Consider the following 18723-nt stretch of genomic DNA (forward strand, 5'->3'; position numbering starts at 1 on the left):
TTAAAAACAAATAAAAAAGCTATAAAAATGATTCAAGTTAATCATCTTTATAGCTTATGAAAACAATAGTTTATAGTGCTTCTTTTCTAATGATAGCTGTGTACTGCCAAAAAATTCGCATTTGGGCAATATTCCAGTTATTCATTCCCATAGTAAATCCTGAAGGTTTAAATATATTCACATCTGTCACTTCTAACGCTGCTGCAACTAAATATTGTAATGGAATACTTAGTGATTTCATTGTTTCAGTAATGCCATTTTCATCATAAACCCATGAAAATGGTAATTCTGATTCAAAAACATCGACACTATTGAAAATTTCAGGTAATGCCAATATATAACATGCACCATCTACAATAGGGTTCTCAATACTATTTTTATAATATATTAAGAGTGCTTCATAATTTTCGCGATGCTCATGATTGACGTAAAAAAATTCACTCCTAAAATGAGCCATATCTTGACTATGAATAATTTGTTGTTCTAACACATTGAACATACCATTTATATTAGCGATTTTTTCATATGTTTTTCGACTCATATATGATGCTCCTTTCATAAATAGTTTATGTTAAAGATTAATTACTAATTAAAGTTAATTTATTACGCCATTTTGGTTATTTGAAGACTGTGGTGCTTGTTGTACATTATTTTGGTTTTGATTTGTATTTTGATCTGTTCCAGATTGTTGTTGGCTATTAGAGTCACTATTATCTTCAGAAGATTTATCTTTTTCTTTATCAGTCGTATCATTTTGTTCTTTTCTCAATAAACTACTATCTAAAGGTGTTAATGGAATTAAAGAACCATAATGGTTAATAACACGTTGATCTAAGAAATCATTTTTATCATTAATAGGTGATAGTTCTAAATCTTCACGAAGTAAGTTTGCATATTTTTGAATACTTTCAACGCTAGGATGGTAGTAGTAAATACCATTCAACATATCATCTTTACCTTTTAATTGTGCAGTTTTGATTTTAACATCATTTGTTAAATACATTTTTGCTAAAGCTTTAATTTCAGAGTTCGTTAAATTATGTTTAGCATTTTTACCAACAATTTGAATTACATTATCTAATTTATCGATAGAATCAACTTCTTGTGCTTTTTGGAATAAAATCTTAATTAATTCCATTTGTCGTTGACCACGTTTTAAATCTGAATCATGGTGTCTCGTTCTAGCAACAGCTAAAGCTTCATCACCATTCAGTTTTTGATAACCTTTTTTAATTTTGATTTTACCAGTATCATCAGTGTTTGGTTCATTTAAATCGTATGGCACATCATAATATATACCGCCAAGTTCATTGACAGCTTCAACAAATGCTTTCATATTAATTCTGACGTAATAATCAACCGGAACATTCATTGTAGCTTCAACAGAATCCATTGAGGCAATTGGACCACCATATGCATGGGCATGTGTGATTTTGTCATAGTATCCAACTTTTGGAATGTAGCTAATTGTATCACGGGGAATACTAAGCATTCTAATTTGATGTTTATTTTGATTAAAAGTAGTTAAAATCATAGCATCCGATCTAGAGTGTTCAGCATCTTGCCCTTTTTTTCTTCTGCCATCATTATCATCGATACCTAAAAATAGTATTGAGATAGGCTGTTCTTCAGGATTTACTTTTTTGTCACGTAAATTGGATTGACGATTAGCATTTTTACTATCTTGAGAAGATTCGAATGCGTCTTGAGACGTTTTAAAAAGTAACGTAGCATAGACTATTGGAACAACAATTAGAACCAATGCTAGAAGGATCAAAAAGTATTTTAAAAATTTATTCATGATTGATGCTCCTATATTAAATTTTTTGTTAAATCATAATCATTATTTTAAAATATAATTAGTTGAACGTTAAAAATACAACATCATTACTAGTACATTATAGCCTTAAATTGTAGTACTTTATAGTAAAAATTACAAATATTATGCCAATGTTTCTTGTAATTTGAATGTTTTGTTAAAACAAAAAGCATTTTTAAAAATATAATGCGACTTTAGTATGATGTCTAAAAAATTTTAAAGGCGTAATATAAATTCAAGTGATTTATACAATGCGATAAGGTATAATTGATTTTGTTGTAATAAGAACTTAATTGAAAAAATATTACTAAATAGTTTTAGATGTAAACAACGGTTTTTAGTGATAATGCTTTGATATAATCAAGTTTATATGAAAACTATTTACAAATAAAAAACGAAAACATTGTGAGGCAATTATCAAATGAAATTTAATAAAGTGAAATTAGTTATACATGCGTGTGTACTATTATTTATCATTATTAGTTTGGCATTAGTTTTCCATCACTGGGAGACTAAAACGAACTCTCTTGAGCCCATACATAAAGAAACAAAGTTATCTGATAATGAAAAATATTTGGTAGGTCGAGATAAAAATAAAGCTGCACCTTCGAAGTTAAAGACCATATATAATAGCAAAGATCCTAAATATAAGAAAATTGATCAGTATTTACAAAGTTCATTGTTCAATGGGTCAGTAGCCATTTATGAAAATGGTAAATTGAAAATGAGTAAAGGTTATGGCTATCAAAATTTTGAAAAAGGTATTAAAAACACACCAAATACAATGTTTTTAATAGGTTCTGCACAAAAATTTTCAACGGGGTTATTGTTAAAACAATTAGAAGAAGAACATAAAATAAACATTAATGATCCTGTTAGTAAATATATCCCGTGGTTTAAAACATCAAAACCAATTCCTTTAAAAGATTTGATGCTACATCAAAGTGGATTATACAAATATAAATCTTCAAAAGACTATAAGAACTTAGATCAAGCAGTTAGAGCGATTCAAAAACGTGGTATCGATCCTAAGAAATACAAGAAACATATGTACAATGATGGGAACTATTTAGTACTAGCTAAAGTTATAGAGGAAGTTACTGGCAAATCTTATGCAGAAAACTACTATACAAAAATTGGTGATCCATTAAAATTAGAACATTCAGCATTTTATGATGAAAAGCCATTCAAACAATACTTAGCTAAAGGATATTCATATAACACTACAGGGCTATCATTCTTAAAGCCCAATATTTTACAGCAGTACTATGGTGCGGGTAATTTATATATGACTCCATCAGATATGGGGAAATTAATTACACAAATACAACAAAATAAATTATTTAATCCCAAAATAACTAATCCATTATTGCATGAGTTTGGTACAAAACAATACCCAGATGAATATCGATATGGTTTTTATGTTAAACCAACATTAAATCGTCTAAATGGTGGATTTTTCGGGCAAGTGTTCACAGTGTATTATAATGATAAATATGTTGTAGTCCTTGCGTTAAATGTTAAGGGTAATAATGAAGTTCGAATCAAGCACATATATAATAATATTTTAAAACAAAATAAACCTTACAATACGAAAGGTGTTATAGTTCAATAAAATTATGGAAGGTATAATATGCAAAATGACATTAAGGGAAAGTTAAACCTGAAATGATCATAGTGCATAATTATATCTTCTTTTTTGATTTGAAAATAAAGAAGGGGATTTTAAATTAAAAGCGTTCAAAATAAAATGATGTATTTAAAGAGTACAATTTTGATTATATAAGTTTGGATTGCTATTTAAGAAGAGGTAAATGTAGGTTGAGGTTAAACTTAAAACGATGTATGCCCTCATTACATTTTTACAAAGATAAAAATCATGTGTAAATGAACATAATTAAATAGAGGAATATAATAGAAAGTTTTAATGATAGGTAGTGATTTAATAAATAGAGTGATGTAGAAAGTGTTTTTATGTTGAGCTGAGATTCTCACTAAACTAAATAGTAATATAAAAACCAGCTAACTTTATGTTAGCTGGTTAAACTTTACATTATTTAAATGTCGTTTATAAGTGTGAAGAGTGACCGCCTTGCATAACCCAGTATGTTCCGATTACGAAACAAAGTGTAATGACAAGAGCGAAGATAACTTTGAAAGTTTGTAAACGTCCATCTTTACCTTCAGTTAAATGCATGAACATTAATAATTGAAGTCCTGCTTGAACGAATGCAAAGCCAAAGATAATTGTCACCTTCGCATGGAATGTTAATGATGTGTATAGTGTTACGTAAACTGCTAAAAGCGTTAATACGATAGATGCGATAAATCCGACTGTATGTTTCATTATTGTACTCATCCGCTATACACCATCCCTATCATATATACGGCAGTAAAGATGAATACCCAAACAACATCTAAAAAGTGCCAGTATAAACTTACGATAAATAATTTTGGCGCATTGTATTTATCTAATCCGCGTCGTTGGATTTGGATTAATAAACAAATCGCCCAAACGATACCTAATGATACGTGACAACCATGTGTTCCTAATAGGATGAAGAAACTAGACCAGTATGAGCCGATAGTTGGGTTAACGCCCTCTGATGCATAGTGTGCGAATTCGAAAATTTCGAATCCAACAAAGACTAAACCTAAAAGTAATGTAATGATCATCCAGAACATCATTAACTTTTGCTTCTCTTGACGCATGTAGTAAATTGCAATACCACAAGTGTAAGAACTGAATAATAATGCAAACGTCATTATTAAAACAAGAGGCAATTCAAATAACTCAGTAGTCATTTTACCTGCATAATCGCCACCGTGTTGCAAAGTTAATAGTGTTGCAAATAGGGTACCGAATAACGCAAATTCGGCTGTAATGAAAATCCAAAAGCCAAGCTTATTTAATTCGCCTTCATGTGTGCGTGAATCAATAGTGTTTGTATCATGACTCATGACTTACAGCCTCCCTTTCTTTAATACGCGCTTCTCTTAATCGAGCTTCAGTTTCAGCAACTTCAGCAGCAGGGATGTGGTATCCATGATCGACTTGGAAACTGCGATAAATCATAGTACCAAAAATACCGAATAAGCATAATAACGCTGGAATAACAGTTTCGAAAATTAAGAAGAAACCGCCGATAGTCATAAAGATACCGATCCAGAAACCAACAGGTGTATTGTTTGGCATATGAATGTCTTTGTAATTATGGTTGTCTAAGTAATGACGACCATGTTCTTTCATATCAACAAATGTGTCGTAGTCATTCCAATCTGGTGTAATAGCAAAGTTATATTTAGGTGGAATTGCTGAAGCAGTAGTCCACTCTAAAGTACGACCAAGGCCATCCCAGTTATCTCCAGTAGCTTCACGTGGAGATTTGAAGTGACTGTAAACGATACTAACAACTAGGAATAAGAATCCGATTGCCATTAGTAATGCACCGATAGTTGAAATAAAGTTCAATAAGAACCAACCATCTGATGGCATGTAAGTGTATAAACGACGTGGCATACCATCTAATCCAAGAATGAATTGTGGTAAGAAACAAACGTTAAATCCAATCATGAAGAACCAGAAGCACCATTTGTTTAATGTTTCGTTTAATTTGTAACCCATCATCTTAGGATACCAGAAGATTAAACCAGCTAGGCAGGCAAATACAACACCAGTAACCAATGTATAGTGGAAGTGAGCTACTAAGAAATACGTATTGTGATATTGATAGTCAGCTGATGCCATTGCTAACATTACACCAGTAACACCACCTAATAGGAAGTTTGGTATAAATGCTAATGAGAATAGCATTGGTGACTCAAATGTAATACGACCTTTATATAATGTTAATAACCAGTTGAACAATTTCACACCGGTTGGAATACCAATCAGCATTGTTGAAATTGAGAAGAATGAGTTGATTAATGCACCATTACCCATTGTGAAGAAATGGTGAACCCAAACTAAGAAACTAAGGAACGCAATACCGGCAGTTGCCCATACCATACTTTGATGTCCGAATAAACGCTTACGAGCGAATGTCGGAATAATTTCTGAGTAAATACCAAATGCAGGAAGGATAACGATATAAACTTCAGGGTGCCCCCATACCCAGAAGAAGTTAGCCCATAGCATTGGCATACCGCCATTTGCAACTGTGAAGAATGCAGTATCAAATATTCTATCAGTTGTCATTAATGCTAACGCTACTGTTAAAGGAGGGAAAGCAAGAATAACAATTAATGTAGTAATAAACGTTGTAACTGTGAACATAGGCATTTGCATAAACTTCATAGTTGGTGTTTTACATCTTAAAATTGTTACAAAGAAGTTGATACCGGTAGCTAGGGTACCAAGCCCTGAAATTTGTATAGCTATTAAGTAATAGTTAACACCCGGACCAGGACTGAATTCACCTGCTAGTGGCGCATAGTTTGTCCAACCAGCTGCTGGTGAACCACCAATAATAAATGACAGGTTGAATAAAATCATACCTGCAAAGAATAGCCAGAAACTTACGTTGTTTAAAACTGGGAATGCAACATCACGTGCTCCAATTTGTAATGGAACTACGATATTCCATAAACCAAAGATAAATGGCATTGCCATGAAGATAATCATGATTACACCATGTGTACTAAAGATTTCGTTATAGTGGTTTGATTCTAAAAACTTGTTATCTGGTACTGTTAATTGCGCACGAATAAGTAACGCATCAATACCACCACGGACGAACATTAACACGGCACAGATTAAATACATAACACCGATTTTCTTATGGTCTACAGATGTGAACCATTCTCTGTAAAGATATTTCCATAATTTAAAGTAAGTAATTACTGCAATTAAACCAATAACTAAGAATGGGGCACCAATTTGTGCCATTGTAATCATCCAGTTACCTTTAACTAGTAATTGATCCCATGGAAAATTCATTAATGTCCACCTCCATGATCATCATTGTCTTGATCTTGCGCATCTTTAGAAATTTTCTTCATTTCTTTCGCATTTTTCGATTCATCTTTCTTGAACTCATTGTTATATGGTTCGTCATTTCCAAGAATCATTAATTTCATACCATGTCGTTTGTAGTTCGCATTTGTAATTTGAGCTTTACGAGCAGGTATTAATGGTTTGTCTGATACATCTTTATACATATCTTCTTCACTAGTGAAGTTTGGATCTTTCAATTTGAAATTGAAACGTTTATATGCATAGAAGATGTATTCTGGATCGGCTGCAGGATCTACAAACGCCATATGTGTACCATTAAATTCTAAAGGCTTGTTAGCAGTGCTAGGTAATAATTGTTTATCAAATGTATCTTGATCTAACGTTTTCTTACCTTTTACTTCTTTCACCCATTTGTCGTAGTCTTTTTGACTAACGGCATTTACTTTAAATGTTTGGCGTGAGAAACCTTCACCATTGAAGTTAGAGTTACGACCTCTGAATGTACCAGTTTGATCTGCTTCTAACGTCCAATTCATTGTCATGCCAGTCATGGCATATTTTTGACCACCTAATTGTGGAATCCAGAAACTAGTCATTGTATCCATTGCTTGAAGCTTAAATACAACTGGACGATTTTTAGGGATTGTTAAAGTATTAACAGTCTCTATATGTTCATCTGGATAAGCAAAGAACCATTTGTATCCTGCACTAACTGCATATACAACCATTGGATCTTTCTCACTCTTCGGTGGTTTTTCGTAATCGTATAATGTTTTAACTGTAGGAATAGCTAAAGCAGCAACGATTAAGATAGGTATTACAAACCATATTGTTTCAATGATGGCATTATGGTGCATCTTACCAGATTCGGCATTCTTATTATAACTATACTTGTAAATAAAAATGGCGAACATGCCAAGTACAACGAAACAAATAACAAGCATGAAGATAATTGAATAAATGATCAAGAACTTCTGGCTACTTGCTACTGGCCCTTTTGCGTTGAAAATTTCTATATTTGAACAACCACTAAGTAAAATTAGTGTGCCAAATAATAGAAGCAAAGACTTAAATTTTGACACTTTTTTGACCTCCTAATACTACAAATGTAGGGCTTAACATTAATTTTAAGTTATTACACAATATTTACAAGGGCTTATGGGAAAAAAATTAATAAAATTGTGTCAAAAGTATAGAGAAATCAAGGTATGACGGGGGTTCACACATTTGTTAAAATTATGTGTACATTTTGTGACTAGCAGGATTTTTGAAAAAAAGCTTCATATTTAAAAGGGAATCTGAGAATGAGTGTCATTTATAGAAGAATTGAAAGAAAATAAAAAAAGTTGAGAATTATCAAATAAGTATATTTTAAAAAGACGGTCATGTATTTATTTTTGAATATTTATTTTTGTAATAATAACAAAATTGTCATTTACAAATTTAAAAATGAGCAAAGCGAAAGTCTGATTAAATATAAGGATATTTGACCATTTTGGATAGATTTATATATTGCAAAAACTACTAAAATAAAATTGTGATAAGTTAGTGAGAAAAATATCCTTTTAATTACAGCATTATTAATTGTAAAAAGTTGTATGATTAAAATAATGTTTTGAAATAGGAGAATGATTAGCAATCTTAAAAATAAAAAGGTAGCAAATTAAATGTTTTGCTACCTTTTTGTATAGAATTATTTAACTTCGATACTTCTTGTGGAAGTCTCAATTGCGCCATCTGAGTCAGTGACGTGATATTTAATTTGATACTTGCCAGATTTAGTTGTATCAATTTGACCATCAATTTTGATTTTGTCAGTTAAATCTCCATCTTCTTTATCAAATGCACTTATGCCGTTTAGAAGGTTATAATCTTGACCTTTCTTAATAACGATATCATTTGCGCCTTTAATTTGCGGTGTAGTATTCGTTGTTGCTTCTGCACTTAAATTTGGTGTTACTAGTGTAGCAGAAACACCAAGGGCTGATAATGACTGTAATAGTTTATTCATAATGTAACCTCCGAATGATAAGTCATTTCTGAGTTAACTTTACTATACCTTAAATTTTATTATTTACACATCATACTATAGTCCTAATCTTACCTTATAAAGAATGAAATTTAAATATAAATTTATAATTAATGAAGAAATTATTATTGTTTTGAAAATCTGCCACAATTGTAAAAACTATATGCAAAGTATAATTTAAAAATAAAGTTAACTTAATTCAAGGTACAAAATAAATATTCAAAGCAAATTTGTTGTATAAATTCGACAGTTAACAAGTTTAAAGTTGCTAACTATCGAATTCTTATCTTAATATTTCCTTTACATTTTGTCGCAAATTCAACAAGAAAAACGAATGCGAGCTTATAAAAATATAAGTTTGCCACATTCGTTTTTAAAATCATATTATGCATCAATACCTCTACGCATCTTTTCAGCAAGTAATGTATTATTTAAAACCATTGTTATTGTTAAGGGGCCAACTCCGCCAGGAACCGGTGTAATTGCACCAGCAATTTCTTTAACTGCTTCGTAATCAACATCACCTTTTAATTTACCATTTTCATCAGGTGTATTACCTACATCTATAATAACGGCGCCTTCTTTAACAACATCTTTTGTTACTAAACCAGGTTTACCCACTGCACTGACAATAACGTCCGCATCTTTTAAATATGAAGCCATATCTTTTGAACGTGAATGTAAGATAGTAACAGACGCATTTTTTTGAAGTAATAACTTAGAAACTGGCTGTCCAACTATATGACTACGGCCAATTACAATGGCATTTTTGCCTTCTAAATCTATATTAGCGTGTTTTAATATTTCCATAATTCCTAAAGGTGTACATGGAACGAATGTTTGCTGATCGATATATAACTTTCCAATATTTATTGGGTGAAAACCATCAACATCTTTGTCTGGATTAATTGCTTCTAATACTTTTTGTTCGCTGACTTGTTTTGGTAGTGGTACTTGAACCAAGATGCCACTTACAGAGTCATCGTTATTTAATCTATTTAGTTCGTTTAATACTTCTTCTTCAGTAGCTGTTTCTTCTAAATGTACGATTTCTGAAATCATTCCAATTTTTTCAGCTGCTTTCTTTTTTGATCGAACATAACTTTGACTAGCGCCATCGTTTCCTACAAGTATAACTGATAATTTAGGTGTAAAGCCTTTTTCTTTTAGCGCTTCAACTTGATCTTGTAACCCTTGTCTGTAGTCTTTGGCAATTTGTTTACCATCTAAAATTTTAGCAACCATAAAAATTTCTCCTCCTAATAAAATATCCTAACTTTGTATTGTTGTATTTCTAATTTACATAGCAAAAGACGTAAATTCAAACAAAAATTCTAAATAAAGTTCGATTTTTGATTGAAAAAGCAGAAATTGCTTGTTATGCTATATCTATAATATACAACTAAAGTAATTCACAATTCAAACTTTTGAAAGGGTGTACAAAGTGAAAGTAGCAGTCATTATGGGCAGTTCTTCCGATTGGAATATTATGCAAGAAAGCTGTAACATGTTGGATTATTTTGAAATTCCGTACGAAAAACTAGTTGTGTCAGCACATCGTACGCCAAAAATGATGGTGCGATTTGCTTCCGAAGCAAGACAAAAAGGTATTGTTATTATAATTGCAGGTGCTGGTGGTGCAGCTCATTTACCAGGAATGGTTGCATCTTTAACAACATTACCAGTCATTGGCGTTCCAATTGAGACTAAAAGTTTAAAAGGTTTAGATTCTTTACTATCTATTGTACAAATGCCTGGAGGTATTCCGGTTGCTACAACGGCAATAGGTAAGGCGGGTGCTAAAAATGCTGGGATTCTAGCAGCGAGAATGTTAAGCATCCAAAATGAAAAGATAGTTAAAAAACTCGATCAGTACGAAGCAGCTTTAATGCAGAAAGTGGAGGATATGCAAAATGATCTTCAGTAAATTAAAATTTGGTGCGACCATTGGAATTATAGGTGGAGGTCAACTTGGCAAGATGATGGCACAATCAGCTCAGAAAATGGGATATAAAGTGATAGTGTTAGATCCGAATGAAGATTGCCCGTGTAGATATGTTGCACATTCATTTATACACGCGAATTATGATGATGAAGCAGCACTTAATCAATTAGGTAACAATTGTGATGTTATTACTTATGAATTCGAAAACATTTCAGCACAAAAATTAAAATTAATGACTGAAAAATTTAATATTCCACAAGGGTACCAAGCTATTCAGTTATTACAAGACCGCTTAACTGAAAAAGAAACATTATTAAATGCAGGTACCCAAGTAGTTCCTTTTCAATCAATTAAACAACCTAGTGATATTGATAAAGCAATTGCAACGTTAGGTTATCCATTCATAGTGAAAACAAGATTTGGTGGGTACGATGGCAAAGGTCAAATCTTAGTAGAAAATCAAGCAGGTTTACAAGATGTTTATGCATTAATTGATAAAAATGAATGTGTCGCTGAAAAATATCTTGAGATTCAAAAAGAAGTATCTCTCACTGTTACAAGAGGAATCAACAATCAAATTACTTATTTCCCTTTACAAGAAAATGAACATAGAAATCAAATATTATATAAAACAATTGTTCCGGCACGCATAGATAAAGTCGAAGAAGCGAAAGAACAAGTTGAAAAAATCATAAGTGCAATTTATTTTATCGGTACATTTACAGTTGAGTTTTTTATAGATAGAAATAACCAACTTTATGTAAATGAAATTGCACCGAGACCACATAATTCCGGACATTATTCGATTGAAGCATGTGACTATTCACAATTTGATACGCATATTTTAGCAGTTACTGGTCAATCATTACCTAATGAGATTGAATTATTAAAACCAGCAGTAATGATGAACTTGTTAGGTAAAGATTTAAATTTGTTAGAAGAAGAATTTACAAAACACCCAGAATGGCATTTACACATTTATGGTAAAAATGAACGTAAAGATAATAGGAAAATGGGTCATATAACGGTATTAACTAATGATATTAATCAAACTGAACAAGACATGTACGCTAAATTTGAGGGGAGAAATTAAATCATGACACTTTTATATGAAGGAAAAGCAAAACGTATTTTCTCGACGAATAATAATCATGAATTGAGAGTTGAATATAAAGATGATGTAACTGCAGGCAATGGTGCAAAAAAAGATACAATGGTTGGTAAAGGGCGATTAAATAATCAAATTACGTCAATCATATTTAAACATTTGCAAGAAAAAGGTGTTGAAAGCCATTTTATAAAGCGGTTATCCGATACAGAGCAACTTGTAGAATCAGTTAAAATCATTCCATTAGAAGTGGTTGTTCGAAATATTGCGAGTGGATCTATTACTAAACGTCTAGGTTTAGAAAATGGACAAATATTTAAAGAACCACTTGTGGAATTTTTCTATAAAAACGATGATTTAAATGATCCTTTGATTACTGAAGATCATATCAAATTATTAAATATTGCAAATGATGAAGATATTAAAATATTGAAGATGAAAGCATTAGCAATCAATGAAGTGTTGAAACAATTCATGGAAGAAATGAATTTAAAATTAGTTGATTTTAAAATTGAGTTTGGAAAAACTGAGACAGGTAAAATTTTATTAGCAGATGAAATATCTCCTGATACATGTCGTATTTGGGATAAAGATACAAATGTAAATTTTGATAAAGATGTTTATAGAAATAATACAGGTTCATTAATAGAAACATATCAACTATTTTTAAATAAATTGGAGGATTTAAAATAATGAAAACAATTGAACTACATATCACATTACAGCCGCAAGTATTAGATACACAAGGGCAAACGCTTAATAGAGCAGTACATGACCTAGGTTATTCGCAAGTAAATGATATTCGTGTAGGCAAAGTATTATATATGACGGTTGATGAGGCGAGTGATGAAAACGTACATAACATCATTACTACACTAAGTGAGAAATTATTTGCCAATACAGTAATCGAAGAGTATAGCTATAAAGTGATTGATGAAAAGGAGAATGCATAAGATGAAGTTTGCAGTTCTTGTCTTTCCGGGTTCCAATTGCGATAGAGATATGTATAATGCTGCCATTAAAAGCGGAGTTGAAGCGGATTATGTAGATTATAGAGAGACATCATTAAAAGGATTTGACGGTGTTCTTATTCCTGGAGGTTTCTCATTTGGAGATTACTTAAGATCTGGAGCGATGGCTAGTGTTGCGCCAATTATTTCTGAAGTTAAACGTTTAGCAGAAGAAGGAAAGCCTGTATTGGGCGTTTGTAATGGGTTTCAGATATTAACAGAGATTGGTTTATTACCTGGTGCTTTACTACACAATGATTCTCATTTATTTATTAGTAGAAACGAAGAGTTAGAAATTATTAATAATCAAACATCATTTACAAATTTATATAAAAAAGGTGAAAAAGTAATATATCCAGTTGCCCATGGAGAAGGACATTATTATTGTACAGATGAAATGTATAAACAATTAATTGATAACAATCAAATTATTCTGAAATATGTGAATAATCCGAATGGTTCTTATGCTGATATTGCTGGAATTATAAATAAAGAAGGAAATGTATGTGGTATGATGCCACATCCTGAAAGAGCATTAGAAAAGTTATTAGGTACTGACAGCGGTGTTAAATTATTTGAAGCAATGGTAAAAAGTTGGAGGGAACAACATGTCTAAATTTATCGAACCAAGTGTAGAGGAAATTAAACTTGAAAAAGTATATCAAGATATGGGGTTAAGTGATCAAGAATATGAAAAGGTTTGTGACATTTTAGGCAGACAACCAAATTTTACAGAAACTGGTATCTTTTCTGTAATGTGGAGTGAACATTGTTCTTATAAACATTCTAAACCATTTTTAAAGCAGTTTCCTACGACAGGTGAACATGTATTAATGGGACCAGGTGAAGGTGCTGGGGTTGTTGATATTGGTGATAATCAGGCCGTAGTATTTAAAGTCGAATCTCATAATCATCCATCTGCAATCGAACCATATCAAGGTGCAGCCACAGGTGTGGGTGGAATTATTCGTGATATTGTGTCAATCGGTGCGAGGCCAATCAACTTATTAAACAGTCTTAGATTTGGAGAATTGGATAATAAGCAGAACCAACGATTACTTAAAGGTGTTGTTAAAGGTATTGGTGGCTATGGTAATTGTATCGGCATACCAACAACAGCTGGTGAAATTGAATTTGATGAACGATACGATGGCAATCCACTAGTTAATGCAATGTGTGTTGGTGTTATAGATCATGACATGATTCAAAAAGGTACAGCAAAAGGTATTGGCAATTCAGTTATCTATGTTGGTTTGAAAACAGGTCGTGATGGTATCCATGGAGCTACTTTTGCTTCTGAAGAATTAACTGAAGAAAGTGAAAGTAAACGTCCATCTGTCCAAATAGGAGACCCATTTGTAGGGAAAAAATTAATGGAAGCTACGCTTGAAGCAATCACATTTGATGAATTAGTTGGTATTCAAGATATGGGTGCAGCTGGCTTAACATCATCATCTTCTGAAATGGCCGCAAAAGGTGGCAGTGGATTGCACTTACGATTGGACCAAGTCCCAACTCGTGAACCAGGTATCTCACCATATGAAATGATGTTGTCTGAAACACAAGAACGTATGTTACTAGTTGTTGAAAAAGGAACAGAACAGAAGTTTTTAGATTTATTTGATAAACATGAACTAGATAGTGCAGTAATTGGTGAAGTTACAGATACCAATCGTTTTGTTTTAACATATGAAGATGAAGTTTTTGCTGATATTCCTGTTGAACCACTTGCTGATGAAGCGCCTGTATATATTTTAGAAGGAGAAGAAAAATACTACAATACTTCAAAAAATGACTATAGCCAAATCGATGTTAAAGATACATTCTTTAAATTGTTACAACATCCAACACTTGCATCAAAACATTATTTATATGATCAATATGATCAACAAGTTGGTGCAAACACAATTATTAAGCCAGGACTTCAAGCTTCTGTTGTACGTGTAGAAGGTACTAATAAAGCTATTGCTTCAACAATTGATGGAGAAGCACGATACGTATATAACAATCCATATGAAGGTGGAAAGATGGTTGTAGCAGAAGCATATCGTAATTTAATTGCCGTAGGAGCAACACCATTAGCAATGACAGACTGCTTGAATTATGGTTCCCCTGAAAAGAAAGAAATTTATCAACAACTAATCGATTCAACTAAAGGTATGGCAGAAGCTTGCGACATACTTAAAACACCTGTTGTTTCTGGAAATGTGTCATTATATAACGAAACGAAAGGGACTTCTATTTTCCCAACGCCAGTCGTTGGAATGGTTGGTTTAATTGAAAATGTTGATTATTTAAATGATTTCGAGCCACAGGTTGGTGATAAGTTATATTTAATTGGTGATACTAAAGATGACTTTGGTGGTAGCCAACTTGAAAAGTTAATTTACGGTAGAGTAAATCACGAATTCGAAGCACTTGATTTAAGTTCGGAAGTTGCAAAAGGTGAGGCAATTAAAACAGCAATTCGTGATGGCAAAATTTCTCATGTACAAACAGTTGGTAAAGGTGGCTTATTGTTAACGTTAGCCAAAATAAGTGCTCATTACGGAATTGGACTTAATACTTCTATTGATTTAACAAATGCTCAATTATTTAGTGAAACACAAGGGCGTTATGTTGTATCTGTTAAAGCAGGTGAAACATTAAATATTGGTCATGCAGTTGAAATCGGTCGATTAACTGATAGTGATAATTTCAAAGTAACAACGCCATTTACTGAAGTTAGCGAAAATGTTTCAGATATTAAAGAAATATGGGAAGGGGCTATTGCTCAATGTTTAACTACTCAGGATTAAACGAAGAATGTGGCGTATTTGGTATTTGGAATCATCCTGAAGCAGCACAATTAACTTATATGGGACTTCATAGTTTGCAACATCGAGGACAAGAAGGTGCAGGTATTGTTGTTTCTAACCATGATGAATTAAAAGGTGAACGTGGGCTTGGATTATTAACTGAAGCTATTAAAAATCATCAAATGGAACAGCTGAAAGGATATGAGCATGCAATCGGCCATGTTCGTTACGCAACATCAGGTAATAAAGGTATTGAAAATATTCAGCCATTTTTGTATCACTTTTACGATATGAGTGTAGGTATTTGTCATAATGGCAACCTTATTAATGCACAATCGTTACGTAGAAATTTGGAAAAACAAGGTGCCATTTTTCATTCATCGTCAGATACTGAAGTAATCATGCATTTGATTCGTCGCAGTAAGGCGCCAACTTTTGAAGAAGCATTGAAAGAAAGTCTTCGCAAAGTTAAAGGTGGGTTTACTTTTGCTATTTTAACGAAGGATGCTTTATATGGTGCTGTTGATCCAAATGCGATTAGACCTCTTGTTGTAGGTAAAATGAAAGATAATACGTATATTCTTGCTAGTGAAACATGTGCGATTGATGTGTTAGGCGCAGAATTTGTCCAAGATATTCATGCAGGTGAATATGTTGTAATTAATGACGAAGGTATTACTGTTAAATCTTATACACATCATACGATAACGGCTATTTCTGCTATGGAATATATTTATTTTGCAAGACCAGATTCAACTATTGCTGGCAAAAATGTTCATGCAGTTCGAAAAGCGTCGGGTAAAAAGTTAGCGCAAGAAAGTCCAGTTGATGCAGATATGGTGATTGGTGTGCCGAATTCTTCATTATCAGCTGCTAGTGGATATGCAGAAGAAATTGGTTTGCCATATGAAATGGGACTTGTAAAAAACCAATATGTTGCCAGAACATTTATTCAACCAACTCAAGAACTACGTGAACAAGGTGTAAGAGTGAAGTTATCTGCAGTGAAAGATATTGTAGATGGTAAAAATATCATACTTGTTGACGACTCGATTGTTAGAGGAACGACAATTCGTCGTATTGTGAAAATGTTAAAGGATTCCGGTGCGAATAAAGTCCACGTACGAATAGCATCTCCAGAATTTATGTTTCCAAGTTTCTATGGTATCGATGTTTCAACGACTGCTGAATTAATTTCTGCAAGTAAATCACCAGAAGAGATAAAGGATTATATAGGCGCTGACTCTTTGGCATATCTAACAGTAGATGGATTAATCGAATCAATCGGCTTAGATTATGATGCACCATACAGTGGCTTATGTGTAGAAAGTTTTACAGGTGATTATCCTGCAGGACTTTATGATTATGAGGCGAATTATAAAGCGCATTTAAGTGAGAGACAGAAACAATATATTTCTAAAAATAAACATTTTTTTGATAGCGAGGGAAATTTAAATGTCTAAAGCATATGAACAATCTGGTGTGAATATCCATGCTGGTTATGAAGCGGTAGAAAGAATGTCGAGTCATGTTAAACGTACGATGCGTAAAGAAGTTATTGGTGGTTTAGGAGGGTTTGGTGCTACTTTTGATTTGTCAGAATTAAATATGACAGCACCAGTATTAGTTTCCGGTACCGACGGTGTTGGTACGAAATTGAAATTAGCGATAGATAATGGTAAACATGATTCAATCGGTATCGATGCAGTTGCGATGTGTGTCAATGATATTTTAACAACGGGTGCTGAACCATTATACTTTTTAGATTACATTGCTACGAACAAAGTTGTGCCAGAAATAATTGAACAAATAGTGAAAGGAATTAGTGATGCATGTGTAGAAACGAATACCGCATTAATAGGTGGAGAAACTGCTGAAATGGGAGAAATGTATCACGAAGGCGAGTACGATGTAGCAGGTTTTGCAGTTGGTGCAGTAGAAAAAGCTGACTATATCGATGGTTCACAAGTTAAAGAAGGTCAAGTGATTATTGGCCTTGCTTCTAGTGGTATTCACTCAAATGGTTATAGTTTAGTACGTAAATTAATTCAAAAGTCAGGTATTGATTTATCTACTGAATTTGATAATAGAACATTTATTGACGTATTTTTGGAACCAACAAGATTATATGTTAGACCTGTACTTGCTTTGAAAAAGCACATCTCTATAAAAGCAATGAACCATATTACTGGTGGAGGATTTTATGAAAACATACCACGTGCGTTACCAGAAGGTTATGCTGCACAAATTGATGTAAAATCGTTCCCAACACCAAAAATATTTGATTGGTTACAACAACAAGGCGAAATTGAAACAACAGAAATGTATAACATATTCAATATGGGTATCGGTTATACAGTTATTGTAGACGAAAAAGACGCGACACGTGCTTTGGATATTTTAAAAGAAGAAGGTGTCGAAGCATATCGAATTGGTCAAATAGTAAAGAATGAAGATTTGGCAATTGAGTTGTTGGGGGTATAACAATGGTTAAGATTGCAATTTTTGCATCAGGTTCAGGAAGTAACTTTGAAAATATCGTTGAACATGTTGAATCAGGAAAATTAGAAAATATCGAGATTACAGCTTTATATACGGATCATCAAGATGCATTTTGTATAGATAGAGCAAAGAGACATCAAATTTCTGTATATATAAATGAACCAAAACAATTCAGTTCAAAGGCGCATTATGAGCAACACTTACTAACATTATTAAACAAAGATCAGGTGGAGTGGATTATTTTAGCTGGTTATATGCGATTAATTGGTCCAGACTTATTAGCTTCATATGAAGGGAAAATTTTAAATATACATCCATCACTATTGCCGAAATATAAGGGGATTGACGCAATAGGACAAGCTTATCAAAGTGGTGATTCAATCACAGGTTCAACAGTTCATTATGTTGATAGTGGAATGGATACGGGAGAAATTATAGAACAAAGACAATGTGATATTAGACCGGGCGAATCGAAAGAACAATTAGAAGAGAAAGTTAAGCGATTGGAATATGAATTATATCCAAGTGTTATAGCTAAAATTGTAAAATAAGGAG

18 protein-coding genes are annotated in these 18723 nt (G+C 32.7%); 10 read left to right on the forward strand and 8 right to left on the reverse strand.

Annotated features, from left to right (window positions below; all coding sequences use genetic code 11):
• Positions 1-70: 70 nt before the first annotated feature.
• Together CD116_RS02615 and CD116_RS02620 are read right to left on the reverse strand one after the other, a co-directional pair.
• Positions 71-541: an osmotic stress response protein gene (locus CD116_RS02615; protein WP_047550822.1), complete on the reverse strand. Its 471-nt coding sequence runs from the start codon at positions 539-541 to the stop codon at positions 71-73.
• Between the two features lie 54 nt (positions 542-595).
• Positions 596-1801 (reverse strand): polyisoprenyl-teichoic acid--peptidoglycan teichoic acid transferase, encoded by a 1206-nt coding sequence (locus tag CD116_RS02620; RefSeq protein WP_047550825.1) that lies wholly within the window; start codon positions 1799-1801, stop codon positions 596-598.
• Between the two features lie 439 nt (positions 1802-2240).
• Between CD116_RS02620 and fmtA the strand changes: the two genes are divergently transcribed.
• Complete coding sequence (gene fmtA, locus CD116_RS02625) at positions 2241-3434, forward strand: teichoic acid D-Ala esterase FmtA (protein WP_047550827.1); 1194 nt, start codon at positions 2241-2243, stop codon at positions 3432-3434.
• Between the two features lie 453 nt (positions 3435-3887).
• Here fmtA and qoxD read toward each other — a convergent pair whose 3' ends face one another.
• From qoxD to folD, 6 genes are all read right to left on the reverse strand, one after another.
• Positions 3888-4166 carry a cytochrome aa3 quinol oxidase subunit IV gene (gene qoxD, locus CD116_RS02630; protein ID WP_191239266.1) on the reverse strand — a complete coding sequence of 93 codons (279 nt, stop codon included), beginning with the start codon at positions 4164-4166 and terminating at the stop codon, positions 3888-3890.
• 8 nt (positions 4167-4174) lie between these two features.
• Complete coding sequence (gene qoxC / locus CD116_RS02635; protein WP_047424808.1) at positions 4175-4780, reverse strand: cytochrome aa3 quinol oxidase subunit III; 606 nt, start codon at positions 4778-4780, stop codon at positions 4175-4177.
• Positions 4770-6758, reverse strand: a complete 1989-nt coding sequence (qoxB, locus tag CD116_RS02640; RefSeq protein WP_047530589.1) for a cytochrome aa3 quinol oxidase subunit I — start codon at positions 6756-6758, stop codon at positions 4770-4772. The genes qoxC and qoxB overlap by 11 nt, the downstream gene beginning before the upstream one ends.
• Entirely contained in the window at positions 6758-7858 is a 1101-nt protein-coding gene (gene qoxA / locus CD116_RS02645; protein ID WP_047424812.1) for a cytochrome aa3 quinol oxidase subunit II, read from the reverse strand. Before qoxA ends, qoxB begins: the two co-directional genes overlap by 1 nt.
• A 611-nt stretch (positions 7859-8469) precedes the next feature.
• Complete coding sequence (locus CD116_RS02650) at positions 8470-8787, reverse strand: DUF5011 domain-containing protein (protein ID WP_047530587.1); 318 nt, start codon at positions 8785-8787, stop codon at positions 8470-8472.
• A 402-nt stretch (positions 8788-9189) separates the two neighbouring features.
• Positions 9190-10050: a bifunctional methylenetetrahydrofolate dehydrogenase/methenyltetrahydrofolate cyclohydrolase FolD gene (gene folD, locus CD116_RS02655; RefSeq protein WP_047550830.1), complete on the reverse strand. Its 861-nt coding sequence runs from the start codon at positions 10048-10050 to the stop codon at positions 9190-9192.
• Positions 10051-10249: 199 nt separating this feature from the next.
• On the opposite strand from folD, the gene purE reads away from it, so the two are divergent.
• From purE to purN, 9 genes are read left to right on the forward strand one after another with little or no spacing between them, the layout of a single operon-like run.
• Complete coding sequence (gene purE / locus CD116_RS02660) at positions 10250-10732, forward strand: 5-(carboxyamino)imidazole ribonucleotide mutase (protein ID WP_047550833.1); 483 nt, start codon at positions 10250-10252, stop codon at positions 10730-10732.
• A complete protein-coding gene (gene purK / locus CD116_RS02665; protein WP_047550836.1) occupies positions 10719-11843 on the forward strand; it encodes a 5-(carboxyamino)imidazole ribonucleotide synthase in 1125 nt (374 codons plus the stop codon). The genes purE and purK overlap by 14 nt, the downstream gene beginning before the upstream one ends.
• A gap of 3 nt (positions 11844-11846) precedes the next feature.
• On the forward strand, positions 11847-12551 hold the full coding sequence (gene purC / locus CD116_RS02670) for a phosphoribosylaminoimidazolesuccinocarboxamide synthase (RefSeq protein ID WP_047530576.1): 705 nt from the start codon (positions 11847-11849) through the stop codon (positions 12549-12551).
• Positions 12551-12811, forward strand: coding sequence for a phosphoribosylformylglycinamidine synthase subunit PurS (purS, locus tag CD116_RS02675; protein WP_047530574.1), 261 nt, complete (start codon positions 12551-12553; stop codon positions 12809-12811). The genes purC and purS overlap by 1 nt, the downstream gene beginning before the upstream one ends.
• A gap of 1 nt (position 12812) precedes the next feature.
• The gene (gene purQ / locus CD116_RS02680) at positions 12813-13484 is read left to right on the forward strand and encodes a phosphoribosylformylglycinamidine synthase I (protein ID WP_047550839.1); all 672 of its coding nucleotides are present in this window, start codon (positions 12813-12815) and stop codon (positions 13482-13484) included.
• Positions 13477-15666 (forward strand): phosphoribosylformylglycinamidine synthase subunit PurL, encoded by a 2190-nt coding sequence (purL, locus tag CD116_RS02685; RefSeq protein ID WP_047550842.1) that lies wholly within the window; start codon positions 13477-13479, stop codon positions 15664-15666. Before purQ ends, purL begins: the two co-directional genes overlap by 8 nt.
• Positions 15645-17129, forward strand: a complete 1485-nt coding sequence (purF, locus tag CD116_RS02690) for an amidophosphoribosyltransferase (protein WP_047424828.1) — start codon at positions 15645-15647, stop codon at positions 17127-17129. The genes purL and purF overlap by 22 nt, the downstream gene beginning before the upstream one ends.
• Positions 17122-18150, forward strand: coding sequence for a phosphoribosylformylglycinamidine cyclo-ligase (gene purM / locus CD116_RS02695; RefSeq protein ID WP_047550844.1), 1029 nt, complete (start codon positions 17122-17124; stop codon positions 18148-18150). Before purF ends, purM begins: the two co-directional genes overlap by 8 nt.
• A gap of 2 nt (positions 18151-18152) precedes the next feature.
• Complete coding sequence (gene purN / locus CD116_RS02700) at positions 18153-18719, forward strand: phosphoribosylglycinamide formyltransferase (RefSeq protein WP_047424832.1); 567 nt, start codon at positions 18153-18155, stop codon at positions 18717-18719.
• The last annotated feature ends 4 nt before the right edge of the window (positions 18720-18723 follow it).

Source organism: Staphylococcus schweitzeri (genome assembly GCF_002902405.1).
GTDB classification, from domain to species: Bacteria; Bacillota; Bacilli; order Staphylococcales; family Staphylococcaceae; genus Staphylococcus; species Staphylococcus schweitzeri.